We start from the raw sequence: 15,825 nt of genomic DNA, 5'->3' as shown, positions 1-15,825 counted from the left end.
CTGACGTCGGAGGACAGGGTAGATTTCAGCCAGGTTAAGAGCATTAACGAGCCACTTTATTCGAACGACATTCGTTCGGCTCGCCGAGCTTGCCAAGCTGACCCCCAAAATCACGGGGAGGAACCATGTCAGCACCCTTCTTCCGTCGAATCATGACGGCGATAGCAACCACAATCCTTGCCCTCGGCGCCGCCTTCGCCGCAACGAGTCCGGCGCAGGCCGCATCAGGAAACGGTCCCGGCGGAGGCGACGACTACCAAACCATCACGTGGTACGCGAGCGCAGGGGGTCGCTGTGAGGGAGAGGTCCGCTATCTGAATCAGTACGCCTACGGTTTGTACATCAACGCACAGGTTGCCGTCGGTTGTACTTTCTGGATTGAGCGCTCCAGTGACGACGGCTACACATGGCCCGGCGTCTTCTATCAGCGTTCCCTCTCCACTACCAGCTCCGACTACTCGTCCCCCGGAGTGCTGGACAGTTCGGCCTACCTGGCTCGGGTGTGCTTTCACTTCAACGTCAGTGGTGCGGCACGCCACTGCAGCAATCCGATCTGATTGCTGAGCTGATCTGTCACAAGGTGTGAATCGTCAACCGCTGCGGTTGCGCCTGATGTGCTGTGAGCGGCGGCAGCAGTGGGGGCCGCAACCAAGTCGGTCGCCCGTGCAGGCGGTCCTCCTGCCGCGGGGGCACCGGGCGACACGCTGGTTGCGGCTGCCCAGCCGCCTGTGCCGTGCGGGCACGCGGCCGCGGAGGCTTCCGCGCGGGCGCGTGCTTGCTGACCGCGCCCGAGGGCGAGGTGTGCTTCGGCCTGGTGGAGGGCGAGTTCACCTTCATCGAAGCCGAAGCGTCCGGGCGCAGCGCCGTCCGGGTCGGCTTCGAGTTCGTGCAGCGCGGTGTGCAGGGCGTCGTCGGGGCGCTGGAGGCGGGCGAGGGCCGGCAGGAGTGCCCACGCATTGAGCTGGGCCCGGGGCAGGCCTGCGGGGGCGAGATGGGTGCCGCGTTCGGCGTAGGCGAGGGCGGTGTCGTAGCGTTGGGTGGTGCGGGCGACCATGCTGTGCGCGCCCCACGCCCAGGCGGTCAAGCGGTTGTCGCCGGTGCGTTCGCCCCATGCCGCCGCGGCGGACAGGTGGGTGCGGGCACCGGTGAGGTCGTCCAGATGGAAGGCCAGATTGCCCAGGAGCGCGGAGAGCCAGCCGATCTGACGCTGCCGGACTCGGACCCGGGCCGCGGGCCGCGGCCCGGGCACGCGGCCCGGGAGCTGGTTGGCGGCCCGTTGGACGGCCTCCTGGTCGACGTGACCGGCTGGGACACCGAAGCCCTCGTGGAGGGCGCGGCGCTGGTCACTGAGATCGGCACCTACGGCCCGGGCGGCCGGGCCATGTATGGCCCCCGCAATGGCGAGCCGGGCAAGTGGGACTGGGAAGGCGACACCCCCTGAGTCACGTTGGTGCCCCGGGGCAAGCTGAAGTGTCGAGCAGGAGGCTTCCCATCCCTCCTGGCTGGTCTGCCGATGGGGCAGGGGGGTCAGCCTGTGAACGCGTCCTTCAGCCGGGAGACCAGGCCTTGCTGGCCTGGCTGGAAGTGGCCCGGCGGGCGTTCTTCGCCACCCCGTAGGCCTCCCAGGTCCCGCAGGAGACGCTCCTGGACTGGGCTGAGGTCGGTGGGCGTGCGCACCTCGACGTGGAGGAACAGATCGCCGCGTTCGCCCCTGCGGAAGTGGGTCACGCCTCGGTTGTTGAGGGTGATCTTGTCGCCGGATTGCGTGCCGGGAGGGATGTCGATGTCTTCGAGGCCGTCCAGGGTTTCCAGCGGCACCTCGGTGCCGAGTGCGGCGGCCACCATCGGGATGGTGACCGTGCAGTGGAGGTCGTCGCCCCGGCGTTGGAAGATGGGGTGCGGTTGCTCGCGGACTTCCAGGTACAGGTCGCCGCCTGGGCCGCGTTCGCCTTCACCGGCGAATTGGATTCGGGTGCCGTTGTCGACGCCGGGTGGGATTTTCACGCTGAGCGTGCGGCGGATGCGGACGCGCCCGTCGCCGGCGCATTCCGCGCACGGGTGTGGGAGCAGGGTGCCGAAGCCCTCGCACTTGGGGCACGGCTGCGGAGATCCTTCCGAGTTGCCGGAGGACGGCCCCGCGAAGACGCGACCTTGTCCGAGGCAGTCGGGGCACACCGGCGCGGTGGTGCCTGGCGCGGTCATCTTGCCCTCGCAGACCTGGCAGACGTCAGCTGTCTCCACCTGAACGTCCCGGATGATGCCGAAGGCGATCTCTTTGAGGTCCAGCTCCACGGGGATCATGGCGTCCTGCCCGCGGCGTACTCGCGGCAGGGGGAAGTGAGGAGTCTCCCAGGCGGCACCCGCCGGGGGCCGCATCCTTGCTCTGGCTGTCCGCGGCGTCGTTCGCAGACCTGGCTTCGTTGGCTGCGTCCGTGATGGCCTGCTCACGTATGCGAGCAGCATCGGCGGCGGCCTGTTCCCGTTCCTGGCGGGCTTCTTCGAGCTCCCCGGCGATCCGGGTGTGCTGCCGTGCCTTCTCGGCGGCGGCCTGGTCGCGGTCTGCCTGGGCCTCGGCCAGGATTTCCTCAGCCCGCGCGAGCGCCACCGCCTCGATGGCCTCCGCCTTGCGGTGGGCGTCGGCCAACACGGATGCCGTCGCTTCTTCGGCAGCCGGGTCTTTCGGGTTCGTCGGCTCGCCCTCAGGCGCAAGAACTAATGCGGGCCGCCCGCGCGCAGCTCGGCCGCGGACGGAGCTCTCGCGCATGAGGTCCAGCTCGCTCCACCGGTGGCGCCAGAGCTTCAACTCGTGTGCTTGGTAGGAGGGAGGATCACATGGCCGGCCGTCTTCTCCGTGAGCGAGCAGGGTGCGGACGAGCGCGACCAGCGTGGGCAGCTGCGGGAGCCTGTTGCCGTTGAAGATGCCGCTGACCGTGCCCTGGGGGAGGGGACGCGCGGAGTCGATCTGCTCGGCGCGGCGGGTGATGTCCCGGTAGGAGGGCTTGCCCCGGTCCCTGCACAGCTGCTTCAGGTCCTGCGCGAATGCGGCAAGTCCCCTGTCGAAGTCGCCTTCGTGTGGTCTGTCGCCGTCGTTGATGTCGTCCACCTGCATCCCCCCGCACCCTGCGTGAGCCCAGCGTAGGACCGGGAGAACGGAACGGTGCGGAACTCCGCTGAACGCGGTGGAACGCCTCCTTTCGTTCGATGGCGTTCCTCGGTGCTCGGCCTTCTGCCGTTCCGTTCCACAGGTGCAGGTCAGAGCCGTGTGAGGCGCTTTCGTAGAGGTACGACGTACTCGGCTGACGGCCCGTGCACAACGGGGTCGTCGGCCGGCGTCTCCTCTTCAAGGGAAACGCGAGGGCCGCGCCCGCCTGGGGCAACGGCTTGTCCCAGGAAGGGGTGTCGGGCCCGTGGTGGGCTCGGCAGGTTGGGGCCTGCCTGGCAGATGTCGAGTCCAGACAGGCAGGCCCCTGGACCCGAGAGGCCCACTGTGAACGTAACGCTGAACCTTCCCATCGTCCTGGTGGCGGTCATCGCGATCGTCGCCGGGGCGATCGTCTACCGATCCCTTCCCGCCCACGGACTGGGCGCTGCGGGCACCCCCTCGCGGGGTGAGCGACTGGCCGCGGCCGTCGTGACGACCGCCGGCGTGATCACCATCGGGGCCTTCCTGCTGACCGGTGTTCGCCAAGGCGGAGCAGAAGGAGTGTCCGGACCGGCCCCTGCAGCGGCCACACCGGTATCGACTCCGTCGGCCGGCGGGGGCGCCCCTCGATGACTGTGTGCGGGCGCGGGCATGCGTGCCCCTTCCGCGCGGCCGCCGGCGACTACGTCCCCGGCGGCCGCGCCATGTAGGAGCCCCGCAACGACGTCCGGCGAAGTGGGACTGGGAAGACGACACCCCCTGAGTAGCGCCTGTTCAAGGGCCCGCGACTGAGCTGTATTTCGCGTTCCGTATCGTTTCGTCAGTGACGAAAGAGCCGGTGAGTGACGAGCAGGAGCGGCGGTCGGTGCGCGAGCAGCTGGTCGCGCGCACGTGCGCGTGGTGCGGGAAGCCGATGCCCTACAAGGGCACGGGGCGCCCGCCGAAGTACTGCGGGCCCGCTCACCGCACGCGGGCCTACGAGCTGCGTACGGCGCAGGCCGTGCCCGGCGCCCGCCGGACGAGGGCGGCCTCACGCGGGAGCCGGCGACGCGGGTGGTGGAGCGCACGGAGACGATCGTGCGCACGCTCGTGCGCCGGAGGCCGGGCGAGGTACGGGAAGTCCCGGCGGCCCGGCTGAGCGGCGAGCCGTACACCCTGCCCGAGGACGCGGTGGAGTGGGCGCAGGCCCTCGCGCAGCTGCGTCGAATCGCGATGGCCGGCGGCGTGCCGGGTGTGGCGCGTGAGCCGCTGGCGCGAGCTTGCGAGGCGGCGGCCCGAGCCCTACGGGCCGCGTGAGCGACGAAGGGCGAGATGCGCCGAGCCGACCGCTTCATCCCGCAGGCGGGTGCGGGCGCGGGAGCGCCAGTCGCGGCCTCCACTGATGTGCCGGCCACCGGCCTCACCGGTGTTCCGCCGTACGCGCCGAGGCGTAGCCGCGTTCTGCCGGTGCGGCCGGCTGCGGCGTGGTGCTTCTGGTGGCCCGCTGGTTTGCCCATCGTGGTGAGGCGGGAGACGTCTGGTGCCCGGGCGGGCGGTGCCGGCCGGGTGGAGACGAACGCGGCTGCCGACCGGGCCCCGGCCGGCAAACCATTCACCAGGGCGGCTGCGAGCAGCCCGGCCGCAGTGGCCTTGGTGACGATCCTGGCGCGCATGGCGTTCACTGTGCCGCCCGGATCCGCGGTGCCGGCGTCGGCGCATGGCCGGGACACTGCAACGGGTGACCATGGCGGCCGCGGGTGGATGACGCTCGGACGGCATGGCCCGGCCGGGCGCCTGCATCTGGTCGCCCGCACGGCACCGCTATCTGCGGCCGACCGCGCCCAGCTCGGTCCGCTGCTCACCCCCGCCGGGCCCGGGCACCCTGGCAGGGCGTCACCTTCAGCGCGTCGTGGGGATCACGCGAGCCCCTGGAGTTCACGCCTGTCCAGCCCATGCTCGCGGTCGAATTCCGCACAGACAGTGCTGTCGACCCAGTGCGGACGGACGACCGGGGCGCCACTGACAGCCGGTCCGCTTCCTACGGCCGCGCACCGACACGGCAGCGGACAGCCTGTGAGCGCTGCCACCGGTAAGCCTCGCGTCGGCGACTCCGTCCGCGTGCGAGCCGGTCAACTACTCAAAGGCTCCACCTCTCGTGGGTGATCACCAGACATGCCTCGTGACGGAACCATGCCAGGCGTCGACTGCCCCGACGTACGAGCACTCCGAGCGGCGTGGTGAGAGCACCTTCCGCGCCGGCCCCGCCCTGATGGGCACGCAGGCCCAAGCCCAAGCCCGGGAGCGGGGGTTGGGCCGCCTACGATGACTCAGTGACCGACCGCCGCACGCTTGGCTCCGGCCCTCAGGACTCCGCCCACAGCATCCGCGGCTCCCAGGACGACCTCCTCAACGACCTGCCCGGGACCCGCATCCCCGACCTTGACGCCCTGCGAGCCCGGGGAGTCCTCGGGGCGCGCACGCGACGTCTCCGACTCCGCGGCGACGCCTCGGCGCCGGCAGTGGTGGCCTTCGGGAAGCGCCGGCCGGCATCGCTGACTGACGCCCTCAAGGCGGAAGGGTCTCTCAGTGCCAGGCGGTGCACACGGTTGTTGCGCTCGGGGACGATCCGCAGGTGCGCGCCGCGTAGCCGGGGCCGTCATAGCGCCAACCGCCCGTGGTCTGCTGAAGGCTCTGCGCATGCGGGTCATCCGTGGACCCGGCCCGGACTGTGTAGGTGCCCACCCGCCGGGTGCGGCCGCCGTGACGCGCAGCGGGCTGGGATCCTCGACGTCGCCTGGTCGGTAGGGACCGGGCCGATGCGGCACGCGAGCCAAGATGCAAGGTCCGGTGCGGCCGGCGGGTGTGCGGCGAGCGAGCGCAGGGGGATCCCGGACCCTGCTTCGGGGCGGCCGCGGCCGCGAGCGTGGCACCCGCAGAGGTGGTGCCGGTCGGGTCCGGGGGCCGGCGTCCCCTGCCTATGTCAGCCACGTTCTGGATGCCTGCGGCTTCCCGCCCACATGATCCGGTGCACTCGCCTGCTCGACCTGCTCAACACTCTGGATCCCAAACTCGTCGCAGCCGCATTCGGTATGGGGAGGCTCCGCACCATGACTACCGCCTGGAGCAGGGGGCTCCCTTGCTGTTGTGTCCTCACCACCGCGGTGAGGACACTGACCGGGCGTGTGCACCGTGCCCGAGTTGCGGAACAGCTCCATGTGGGTGTCGGATCACCGAAGCAGCACGCGCGCGGGTCGCAGTTCGTGGCTCGAGAGCAATGAGTGCCGGGGGCGGGGCGTATGACGGGGTGGACGGAGTTTTCGTGGCGGCGCCGGGTGATCCCGGTGGGGGAGATGCCCGGACTGGACCGCTACGGGTGGCCGCTGCTGACTGAACGCCGGGGTCGTTCTGTGGCCGGCACACTGGCAGACCAGCGGCACGTGCCGGTTCTGGTCCTGCACGGTGAGCGGGGGCTGGGCAAATCCATGGCCTTGAAGCAGGAGCAGGCGGCGCTTGCCCACGACGGTGCCTGTGCCGCCTGGGTCGATCTGGGGGCCTGCACCGACGCCGGAGAAGCGGACAGGCAGTTCGACCGGGCTTTCCTGCGCCCGCCAGGAACCCAGGGCTCGTGGTACGTCCTGCTGGACGGCCTGGATGAGGGGCTCAACGAGTTTCCGGCGCTGGACCGGAAGTTGGCCACGCACCTGGAGGGACTCGGTGCTGTCGACCGTGCGAATCTGCGGCTGCGGATCTCCTGTCGCACCGCCCGCTGGCCGGTACGCCTGGAGGACAGGCTGCGCCGCCTGTGGCCAGCTGACCAGACATCGGTCATGAGCCTTGCCCCGCTCAGCCGTGAAGACGTGGTGATGGCCAGTGAGGCCACGGGCGTGAGCGACACCGAGGAGTTCACCACCGCCCTGCGGCACCGCGGGCTCATCGCACTGGCGACCAGCCCGATCACCCTGCGGCAACTCCTGCACGGCTACACCGACACCGGCGCGCTGCCGCAGACTGTCGGCCAGGCCTATCGCGATGCGTGCCTGCACCTGTGTGCGGAGACACGCCGTCCCAACTCGGCGCAGCAGCTTCATGCCCAGGCGGCACCGGAGCACCTGCTCACAGTCGCCTCGCGCGTTGCGGCCGTGCTGCACTTCGGCCCGTACGCCGCGTTGTCCGACCAACCGGACCGGTCCGGGGCACCGGCCGGCGACCTGCACCTGTCGTCGCTGATCGGCGCCGAGCCTGGGCCTTTGGGCGGCACCATCGCGTGCACGACCAGCGAACTGCGGCAGATCACCGAGTCCGGGCTCCTCGCCCCAATAGGGGAGCTGCGGTGGACGTTCGCCCATCGCAGCTATCAGGAGTACCTGGCCGCACTCTTCCTGCGGACCCGGGCGCTGGCCCCGCCAGTTCTGCGCGAGTTGCTGTGGATCGGGAGCGGGAAGAGCAGGCATGTCCTGGAAGCACATCAGGAAGTCGCGGCCTGGCTGGCCACGGACGACGACACGGTGTTCGAGGACCTCCTGCGCGATGATCCGCTGGCGCTGCTCCAGGCCGACTTGTCCGCGCGCGGCCCCTCAGACCGCGCCCGAGCCGCCGAGGCCCTGCTCGCCCTGCTGGCGCAAGACGACACCCTGCGACTCGACCACGCTCAGTTGCACCGCCTGGACCATCCCGCTCTGCCGGACCAGCTTCGCCCCTACCTGTCGCCGACCACCGCACCTCATCTGGTTTACGCGGCGGTGAGCATCGCCCAGGCATGCCGCCTCGACCAGCTCAACGACGCCCTCCTCAACGTGGCCGAGGTCGCGGAAGATCGCCCTGCCGAAATACGCCGCGCCGCTGTCGAGACCGTCACCGCCCCCGCCGCGCCGCAACTGCTCCGCCTTCGGAAACTGGCCGAGACCCCCTCTCCGGAAGTGGTTGCGGCAGCCCTCGAACACCTCTATCCGGCACATCTGAGCGTGACAGAGCGCCTGGCCCTGTTCCGCGATCCGGATCCGGCACACATCGGAGCGGCCTACCTGCACCGCCAGGCTGTTCCCGAGGGCCTGGACCCAGCGACGATCATGGAAGCGGTGACGTGGGCCGGTGCGGTCCTGGGCGATCCCGACACCAGGGCCAGCCGTGCCCTGGCCCTGGGCGTCCTGGCTCGCGCGGTCACTCTGGCCGAAGACGCCTCCATTCCCGCAGACGAGATCCTGCCACTGCTCGGTGATGCCTTTCTCGGTATGGCCGCGTGCGAGGACGACCTTTACCATTACCGGCTCCAAGACCACCTCAGGGCGCTGGACACCACCCTGGCGTCGGCCGTGTGCACCAGGCGCCGCCTGACCCTACACCTGCTCGCCACCGCCGGGCCCGGGCAATGGTTCGTCCTTCTCGGAGTCTTCGGGGCAGGGCTCCTGCCTGCGGACGACGTCCTGTACTGGATGGAGCACTGGGACCTGCTGGAAGGACTTCCCTCGCAAATGGTCCGCACGGTGGTGCGGTTCGGACCGCCGGAAGACGCCCTGGAACGACAGCGGGCAGAAACCGCTCGGGCCGCACACCCGTCCCTCGCAGAGTTCACCGCCTGGTGGGACGCGCCACCTGCCGAAACCCCCAGGCACACGCGCATCGCGGAAGAGCGCGAACACCGACGCCGAGGCAACACCTACGACGAGTCAGACCTGCGCGGCGCCCTGCACGCCGCACGCACCGCTGACAGCACTGAGGTCCGCGCGGCGTGGGCCAGGGTGCTGAACCAGCTGCAGCGCACGCCGGACGGCGCCCAGCCCCGCTCCTTCGAGCCACTGCTCACCCTGGCGGACCTGGCGCCTTCCCGCCCACTAGCAGGCAGCGACCTCGCTGGTCTGCTCGCCGAGACTGCTCTGCACGTACTGCGCACGGCCCCTGTGGTGACTGTCGATGATCTCGTGGCAGACGGGGCGGACGTTTGGCGGGTCCCCGAGCTCGCAGCCTTCGCCGTTGCCGGCGATCCCTCGCAGATCTCCTGCGATCCGGACAGGTGGGGCGGCTGGGCTCTGGCCCTGGCAACCGTCCACACCCATGACCAGGCATCGCAGGACCTGAAGCGCGATCTCCTTCGGCGGTGCCCGCAGACTGCCGAGGACGGGCTCCGGAAACTTCTGCCGACGATTCTGGATGCCGTCACTGAACACACCGTCCGCAGTGTCGCGCGCTCCCTCGCCCACTTCCCCGACTGCAGGCCCGCGTTGTTGTCCTGGGCCCGGAATGCCGACGTCGACCCGGAACGCTGGCATGCCGTCCTGGCCGAGCTGTCCGCCGTAGGCGACCGTGACGCCACCGACCAGCTGGCAGTCGCCTTGCGGGACGATCCCGCAGACCACAAGCCGGGCACCCCCGCCAGACGGCACTGGACGCTGGCCTGCCAGACCCTCCTGCACGACAAGAACCTCGCGGTGTTCTGGTCGGATATCAGCTGCCGCCTCACCGATCCCGTCATTCTCACGGACTTCCTCCATGTAACCGCCGGGAATCCGGAGGCGGTATACGGATGGCCGTCGGGGCTTGGCCAATTGTCAGAGGACGACCTGGCCGGCCTCTACCGGCTGATCTGCGAACAGGACGACCTCGCCGCATTGCGCATCTGGCCGTGGCGTACAGGTTTCGTCGGAGGCGACGAGCGGGTCGCCGAACTCATCCAGGCTCTGCCCGAGCTCATCGCCAGGAAGGAATCCACCCAGGCGGCCGCTGTCCTGGATGACCTCGCCAGCAGCTACAGCGACGTGCCGGCCCTGCGAAGGCTCGCGCGCATCACCGGCCGCATCGCAGCCGCCTCCCTGGCCACTCCCGTCGCGGCCAAGGAACTCATCACCCTGGCCGACAACCACAGGCTCCGCCTGGTACGCGACGAACACCAACTGCTCGAGGTCGTCCTGGAATCCCTCCAAGCCCTACAAGACGACGTTCAGGGCGACAACGGAACGTCCGTCAACCTATGGAACAGGGACACGGACCGTTTCACGGCCAGCACCAAGTGCTGGCCGTGCTGGGAAGACGATCTATGCGACGCCGTCACGGCCTTCCTCCGCCGCGACATCGGCACCCGCGGCATCATCATCAACCGCGAAGTGGAGATCAGGCGCTCGGGCCTGCCCGGGCAGCGCACCGACATCCACATCGACGCTCCCGTCTCCGACGGCAGCGACCGGCCTGCCCTGAGCTTGATCATCGAATGCAAAGGCTGCTGGAACAACGAGCTGAAGCACGCCATCCCACGCCAGCTTGCCGCCTACCTAACCCGGCCCTGGACAGCCGGCCTCCTCCTGGTCGGCTACTTCGACTGCACCCGCTGGAACCACCAGCGACGCAGCTGCCCTGTAACCGACCACAGCCTCCAGAACGTCACCGACACCCAGAAATCCCAGGCGGCCCGGCTCAAAGACCAGTTGTCGCTACCGGTCGACGCCTTCATCCTCGACTGCCGACTCCCCGGACCAGAAAGCGACTGGCGCAAAAGTACAGCGACCTGACCGTCCAAGGGGCGCCCCACGGGGATCATGCGTGCATGAGCGCCTCGGCCCGCCCCTCGCCCCCCACCGTCCGTCGGCCCGGTCCTACCGAGCGGGTGGGGTTGTTTCCGCGGCAGGCCGAGGGCGTGCAAAAGGCGGCGCGTCAGACGCCCGTCACGACGTCGGCATGTGCATATGCCAGGCCAGAGGTAGCAAGAGCCCCCCTGGTACGGGTTGCCCGGTGGGAGGCACCAGGCCGACAGGCGGAATAGAGCCCGTTGCTTGCGAGAATCGGACCGTGCTACCTGAAAACCGCGCACCGGTGAAGTCAACCGTGCTGCGGGAGAAGTCAGCCATGACGAAGGCGATAGTGCCGCCAGAGAACCATGCGCCGGTAAATGTGACGGTGCTACCGGAGAAACGTGCGTGGGTGAAGTCGACGGTGCCGCCGGAGAACCGCGCTACGGTGAAGATGAGCGTTCCTCCGGAAATCTCCGCAGTGGCGAAGGTGACGGTGCCGGCGGAGAACCGAGCGGCGGTGAAATCGATAATGCCGCCGGAGAACCGAGCGTCGGAGAAATCGACGGTGCTACCGGTGAACCGTGCGTGGGTGAAGTCGACGGTGCCGCCGGAGAACCGCGCGCCGAACTGAACGGTGCCGCCGGAGAACTCCGCGGCGAAGCCGACGGTGCCGCTGGAGAACTCCGCGTCGGTAAAGGTGACCGTACCGTCGGCGAAGCGCGCCCCGGTGAAGACGACCCTGCCGCCGGAGAAGACGGCTCCATCGAAGCTGCCGCCGTCGAAATGGCACCCCGTGAAGTCGAGGTCGTGGCCCTGCCAGGAGTGAACGTGCTCGCACGAGAGGCGAAGGTGGTCGCGGATGAGGCGGATGACCGTGTGCCGTACTTCTCGCACCGCCAGGTATGCATGCCGAGCATTCTGGTCGGCGGGGTCCAGGGCGGCCTCCGCCGTATAGGGGAGCCGGAGGTAGGCGCACAGGACGTCGATGCAGGTCTGGCGCAGTTCGCGGGTGGGGGCGTCGTCGGCGAGGCCGGCCAGGGCGTGGACGCCGCCGAGCTGTACCGCGGGCGAGGCGTCGCCGAGCTGGGAGACGGCGGTGGTGAAGCGCTCGTTGTGCAGGCGGGTGGCGTCTCGCAGCGCGCCGTCCTCGTCGACGCGCTGCCGCCGGTATGCCACGACGAGGGCGACGAGCGCGCCGGCGCCGGCCACGACGCCGAAGGACAGTTTCACCAGGTCGAACAGCGTTTTGGAGTCGATGCGGTGCTCGGGCTTGAGGCCGTGCGCGTCGAGCAGGTCCCAGCCGGCGAAGAAGACTGCGCCGGCCACGACGATGGCCGTCACGAACGTCAGGGTCAGGACAGGTCCGACGGGCCATAAGCGCAGTCCGCGCTGTTCGCTGCGGCGCCTCGGCAGATTCACATTCACACAGCAGCAGACCCGTCACACGGCCCGGCGGTTGCACCGGTCTCGCTACGCACCGGCCGCGGGCAGACGCGTGGGCCGGCCGCGCTGCCCCGGGCGGCCGTGAAGCCTTGGGGCGAGCCGGGCGTGCGCCGCGCGTGGGAGGGGGCGGGGTGGGCGAAACGTGCCTGGTCTACGTCAGGTTCGGAAGCAGGGCGGTCAACTGCGGAGTGACGTCGGTCACTTGCTGCAAGTGCAGATGCACTTTCCCTTTCGGGTGCGTGGAGTTGTGCCTGCTCAGAGGGTGGTTTGCGTGCATTTATTGAATATGGAACTACCTAGTGTGTGCATCTGATCATCTGTGAGTGATTTTTTTGGGTTCCGGGTTGAGTGTTTCGGGCGTCTTCTCGACATCGTGAGGGGTGTGGAGCTCTCGCTCCGCCGGCGCATGCTTCTTGCTGTGCTGCCCTAAACGAAGAGGACCTGTTTGATGGAGACAGCACGCTGGAGGCTCGCGTGAACGACGACGACGCCTTCGAGGGCACCTCGCCGGAGTCCGGGCAGCGGCCCGTGGGCGAGCTCCGGCAGCTGCCGCTGGACTTCGAAGCCCTCTACCTCGGGCATCAGGAGTTCTTCCACGCGTTCGCCGAGATCCACCTCGGTGGCCGCCGCACCGCCGAGGAGGTCGTGCATCGCGTCTTCCAGGACATCCTGGCCACCTGGGGCCAGCTGCTCAGGAAGGGCGACCTGGAACAGCAGACCCTCGCGGTCCTCACCCGCCACGTCCAGGCCCGCCTCGTCTACGACCGGCGCGACCCCGCCTACCTGTTCGACGGCCCGATCCACGAGGCCGCGCGGGCGTGCGCGAGCAGTTGGAGCTGACGGAGAGTGCCACCGGCCTCTACGACGCGATACACGCCCTGCCCGGCCGCCAGTTCAACGCGATCGTCATCCGCTACGTCCTGGGCTACTCGACCAAGCAGGTCGCCCGGTTCATGGGCCTGGACGAGCGGACCGCCGGCTACCACCTGCGCGAGGCGAAGAAGCGCCTCGCCACCCAGCTGCGCGTCGACCTGCGGCCGACCCGCAAGTCCAAGAACACCAAGAGCACCCAGTCCAAGGGGAAGGGGACAGCCGAATGACCGTCACGATCGAAGATCTCCTGGAAGGCGCGGCGCTCCCGACCACGGCGCCGGAGCGGACCGGCTTCGACGTCGGGGTCGGGCTGCGCCGCCTGGCGGCCGAGCCGGTCGCGCCGGCCGACGACGTCGCCCGGGCCACCGCGGCGAGTCAGCGGCTGTCGGTGGTGTGCCGGTGGATCATCAACGCGCCGGACGCCGGGGCCCAGGTCGACCGCCTCGCTGACCGCGCGGACGAGGAGCGCCAGGAGGTGGCGCCCGTCGACGGGGAGCTCGTCTTCGCGTGCCTGCTCTTTCTGGCCGGGCACCCGGAGTCGGCGAAGTTCTGGTGGCAGCTCGCGGCCGGCGCCGGCGACCGCGTGGCCGCCTACTGCCTCCACCAGCACCACCTGGCCCTCGGCGAGGACCGCGAGGCGCGGCACTGGCGCCACCAGCTGGCCGAGGCCCTCGCCGAGGACCGCGGGACGGAGGTCGTCGACGACGTCTTCCTCGACAGCATGGGCCTGGTCGCCCAGTGGGTGCGCCGCAACGGCTCGAAGGCCCACCCGCCCACCGGCGACCTGGAGATGGAGGTCGACCGCCTGGCCGACGAGGACGAGCAGACCTGCGGCATCGTCCACCTGCCCGACCACCGCCTGGCCCGGCGCATGATCCGCGAGTTCACCCGCCCCTGACCGGGCAACCGGCCGCGGCCGGTACATGCGAAAGGGAGCCCTCGTCCCGGCACCGGTTTGCGAGGCCAACAGCCGGGGGGCTCCCTGCGCGGCATCCGCCCCACCTCAACGAAAAAGGAGGAACACCCTGTGAGCGAGACTAACAAGGCCGGCCCCCGGGCGGACTGGCTTGAGCAAAACGAGCGCGCCGCCTCAGGCCGGCGACGGCTCGCCGCCCGCCGACGCGACGCGCAGGTCTACGTCGTGCGCGGGGCGGCGTACGGGATCGGCAGCGGAGCGATTGGTCTGCTGTCTGGTGGGCCCAGCACCACCTCTGATCCGTGTGCATGAGCGCGCGACGTTCCCCGACCCGCGCTCAGAAGAGGGGCCCGGGAGCTACGCTCCGGGCCCCTCTTCCGTTTCCGTCTCAAGCCCACCTGCGCAGCGGCCTGTCCGAGGACGGCGGCCGCCGCGTGGCCGGGCGCGCTCGGGGCCCTGGCCCTCATCGCCTCGGTGACACTGTCCCTCCTGCTCATCCGCCCCCGCCTGCGCGGCAACGGCTTACAGGACCGCGGCTCCTTCGCCTTCTTCGCCACCGCGTCTGAGGCCGCCCTGACCGAGGACCTGACGACGGATTGCCGCCGCGTCCGCCTCCAGGTCCTCAGCGCCCTGGCCCTGCGCAAGATGCGGGCCCTGACCCCTCGCGTGCGACGCCTGCCTCGCGGCGGTCGTCACCATCGCGGCCGCGATCTGACAAATCCGTTAGTGATCACTAGATGAGTGATGTGCTGGCCTGGGTATCTAGTGATCGTTTCAGGATTTTTTGCTGTGGTGTGGTGCGTCTCTGAGCTGGGGTTTTCGTGGAGGTGCGGAAGCCGGAGGGGCTCTGGAGTGCAGATTCAGTGATCGTCTTGGAATGTAGTGATCGGCGTGGGATTTCTCTATCGCTGCGTGGTTCAGGTGGATTGGTCTGTGCTGGTCAGGGGGCTGGCGGGCCGTGTCTGAGTGGCGGCAGGGTCAGCGCCTGGCTTTCCGGAGCGCTGGCCAGGGCTGACCGAGCTGTGTCGGCCCGCGACGAGGAAGCCGTTCTTCGACGTACTGATGACGCGGGTCGATCCCGGTCAAGGGGCGGGGCTGCGAAGGTGCTCAGTCCAGTTGGGGCCAATCCGCGTCCGTGGTCTCGTTCGTGCCGTTTCCCGGTGGGATGTCAGTGCCCGCTCCTAGTCTTTCCGTCATGACATCAGCGATGCCCAAACGGCCGGTCAGTGAACTCCCGGGCGATCCCGCCCGTCTTCACCTCCGCTACGGCCACGGACATCCCGCAGTGCCGTACGACTCCGAGGACACCCTGGAACCCTGGCACGTCGCGGTCACTTACGGGACGGCGGGCGACGAGGAGTGGGAAGACGATGAAGAAGGGGGCGGCCACGCTCCGGCCGCGGGCTCCGAGATCGGGCACCTCATCCTGTGGAGGCTGCGTGACTACACTGGCGACAACCGGTGGGAGGCGGCAGACGCCGAATCCGGCGATCTTGAGGTAGTTGTCTCCGCCGTTCTTGGCCGTTCCGGACGCACGGGCTACAGCGCCGCGTTCGAGAAAGTGGTCACACATCCTGTCGGCGATCTGCTGATCCTCGACCGCGTCAGCCTGGACAAGGCGTGGAGGGGTTTCGGACTCGGCCCGGCGCTGGCCGTCGAGGCGATCCGCCGTCTGTCCGGGGGCTGTTGCGCGGTAGCGGTGTTTCCCGGCATGGGCGAGTACCCCGAAGACCGCGAGCAGGTCACCGAGGCCTATCGGCTCCAGGCGAAGAAGAAGATCGCCGCATTGTGGGAGAGCATCGGCTTCCAGCCGTTCCGCCGCGGGGTATGGCTCCTGGACACTGCCTTGCGCCGACCGGAGGAACTCATGCAGGCCCGGCGCGCTCAACTGCGCGCGCTCGGCACGGCCTTCCAACAGCCCGGGTCCGTCTGAGAGCGGCCCCGGCGGACGCCACGGCTGGCACAGACGGCACCGG

10 protein-coding genes and 2 pseudogenes are annotated in these 15,825 nt (G+C 69.4%); 9 read left to right on the top strand and 3 right to left on the bottom strand.

The window, feature by feature from the left end; genetic code table 11:
* Nucleotides 1-125 precede the first annotated feature (125 nt).
* The gene (locus OG310_RS00195; RefSeq protein ID WP_329453814.1) at nucleotides 126-557 is read left to right on the top strand and encodes a hypothetical protein; all 432 of its coding nucleotides are present in this window, start codon (nucleotides 126-128) and stop codon (nucleotides 555-557) included.
* Nucleotides 558-1,159: 602 nt separating this feature from the next.
* Entirely contained in the window at nucleotides 1,160-1,441 is a 282-nt protein-coding gene (locus tag OG310_RS00190; RefSeq protein ID WP_329459969.1) for a hypothetical protein, read from the top strand.
* Nucleotides 1,442-1,527: 86 nt separating this feature from the next.
* Here the strand turns inward: OG310_RS00190 and OG310_RS00185 are convergent.
* Together OG310_RS00185 and OG310_RS00180 are read right to left on the bottom strand one after the other, a co-directional pair.
* Nucleotides 1,528-2,334: pseudogene (locus OG310_RS00185) on the bottom strand (DnaJ C-terminal domain-containing protein); the annotation flags it as partial.
* The gene (locus OG310_RS00180) at nucleotides 2,228-3,109 is read right to left on the bottom strand and encodes a hypothetical protein (protein WP_329460529.1); all 882 of its coding nucleotides are present in this window, start codon (nucleotides 3,107-3,109) and stop codon (nucleotides 2,228-2,230) included. The pseudogene OG310_RS00185 and the gene OG310_RS00180, both read right to left, overlap by 107 nt.
* A 933-nt stretch (nucleotides 3,110-4,042) precedes the next feature.
* Here OG310_RS00180 and OG310_RS00175 point away from each other — a divergent pair.
* Nucleotides 4,043-4,438, top strand: a complete 396-nt coding sequence (locus tag OG310_RS00175) for a hypothetical protein (protein WP_329453813.1) — start codon at nucleotides 4,043-4,045, stop codon at nucleotides 4,436-4,438.
* A 2,033-nt stretch (nucleotides 4,439-6,471) separates the two neighbouring features.
* Nucleotides 6,472-10,617 carry an NACHT domain-containing protein gene (locus OG310_RS00170; RefSeq protein ID WP_329453812.1) on the top strand — a complete coding sequence of 1,382 codons (4,146 nt, stop codon included), beginning with the start codon at nucleotides 6,472-6,474 and terminating at the stop codon, nucleotides 10,615-10,617.
* A 153-nt stretch (nucleotides 10,618-10,770) separates the two neighbouring features.
* On the opposite strand, the gene OG310_RS00165 is transcribed toward OG310_RS00170, so the two are convergent.
* Nucleotides 10,771-11,958 (bottom strand): pentapeptide repeat-containing protein, encoded by a 1,188-nt coding sequence (locus tag OG310_RS00165; RefSeq protein ID WP_329453811.1) that lies wholly within the window; start codon nucleotides 11,956-11,958, stop codon nucleotides 10,771-10,773.
* Between the two features lie 576 nt (nucleotides 11,959-12,534).
* Here OG310_RS00165 and OG310_RS00160 point away from each other — a divergent pair.
* The 5 genes and pseudogenes from OG310_RS00160 to OG310_RS00140 all read left to right on the top strand — a co-directional run bounded on the left by OG310_RS00160 (nucleotide 12,535) and on the right by OG310_RS00140 (nucleotide 15,782).
* Nucleotides 12,535-12,900, top strand: coding sequence for a hypothetical protein (locus OG310_RS00160; RefSeq protein ID WP_329453810.1), 366 nt, complete (start codon nucleotides 12,535-12,537; stop codon nucleotides 12,898-12,900).
* Nucleotides 12,879-13,160 (top strand): sigma factor-like helix-turn-helix DNA-binding protein, encoded by a 282-nt coding sequence (locus tag OG310_RS00155; protein WP_329453809.1) that lies wholly within the window; start codon nucleotides 12,879-12,881, stop codon nucleotides 13,158-13,160. Before OG310_RS00160 ends, OG310_RS00155 begins: the two co-directional genes overlap by 22 nt.
* Complete coding sequence (locus tag OG310_RS00150) at nucleotides 13,157-13,831, top strand: hypothetical protein (protein ID WP_329453808.1); 675 nt, start codon at nucleotides 13,157-13,159, stop codon at nucleotides 13,829-13,831. Before OG310_RS00155 ends, OG310_RS00150 begins: the two co-directional genes overlap by 4 nt.
* Before the next feature lie 444 nt (nucleotides 13,832-14,275).
* A pseudogene (locus OG310_RS00145) lies at nucleotides 14,276-14,590 on the top strand (Pycsar system effector family protein); the annotation flags it as partial.
* Nucleotides 14,591-15,044: 454 nt separating this feature from the next.
* On the top strand, nucleotides 15,045-15,782 hold the full coding sequence (locus OG310_RS00140; protein WP_329453807.1) for a hypothetical protein: 738 nt from the start codon (nucleotides 15,045-15,047) through the stop codon (nucleotides 15,780-15,782).
* Nucleotides 15,783-15,825 lie beyond the last annotated feature (43 nt).

It is taken from the genome of Streptomyces sp. NBC_01497 (genome assembly GCF_036250695.1).
GTDB lineage: Bacteria > Actinomycetota > Actinomycetes > Streptomycetales > Streptomycetaceae > Streptomyces.
Note: the sequence above shows the minus strand (reverse complement) of the source record. Positions and strands in the feature narration are given on the sequence as shown.

Coding starts and splice junctions, on each gene's coding strand:
- OG310_RS00195 (WP_329453814.1), top strand. CDS start 126: ATGTCAGCACCCTTCTTCCGTCGAATCATGACGGCGATAGCAACCACA.
- OG310_RS00190 (WP_329459969.1), top strand. CDS start 1,160: ATGGAAGGCCAGATTGCCCAGGAGCGCGGAGAGCCAGCCGATCTGACG.
- OG310_RS00180 (WP_329460529.1), bottom strand. CDS start 3,109: ATGCAGGTGGACGACATCAACGACGGCGACAGACCACACGAAGGCGAC.
- OG310_RS00170 (WP_329453812.1), top strand. CDS start 6,472: ATGCCCGGACTGGACCGCTACGGGTGGCCGCTGCTGACTGAACGCCGG.
- OG310_RS00150 (WP_329453808.1), top strand. CDS start 13,157: ATGACCGTCACGATCGAAGATCTCCTGGAAGGCGCGGCGCTCCCGACC.
- OG310_RS00140 (WP_329453807.1), top strand. CDS start 15,045: ATGACATCAGCGATGCCCAAACGGCCGGTCAGTGAACTCCCGGGCGAT.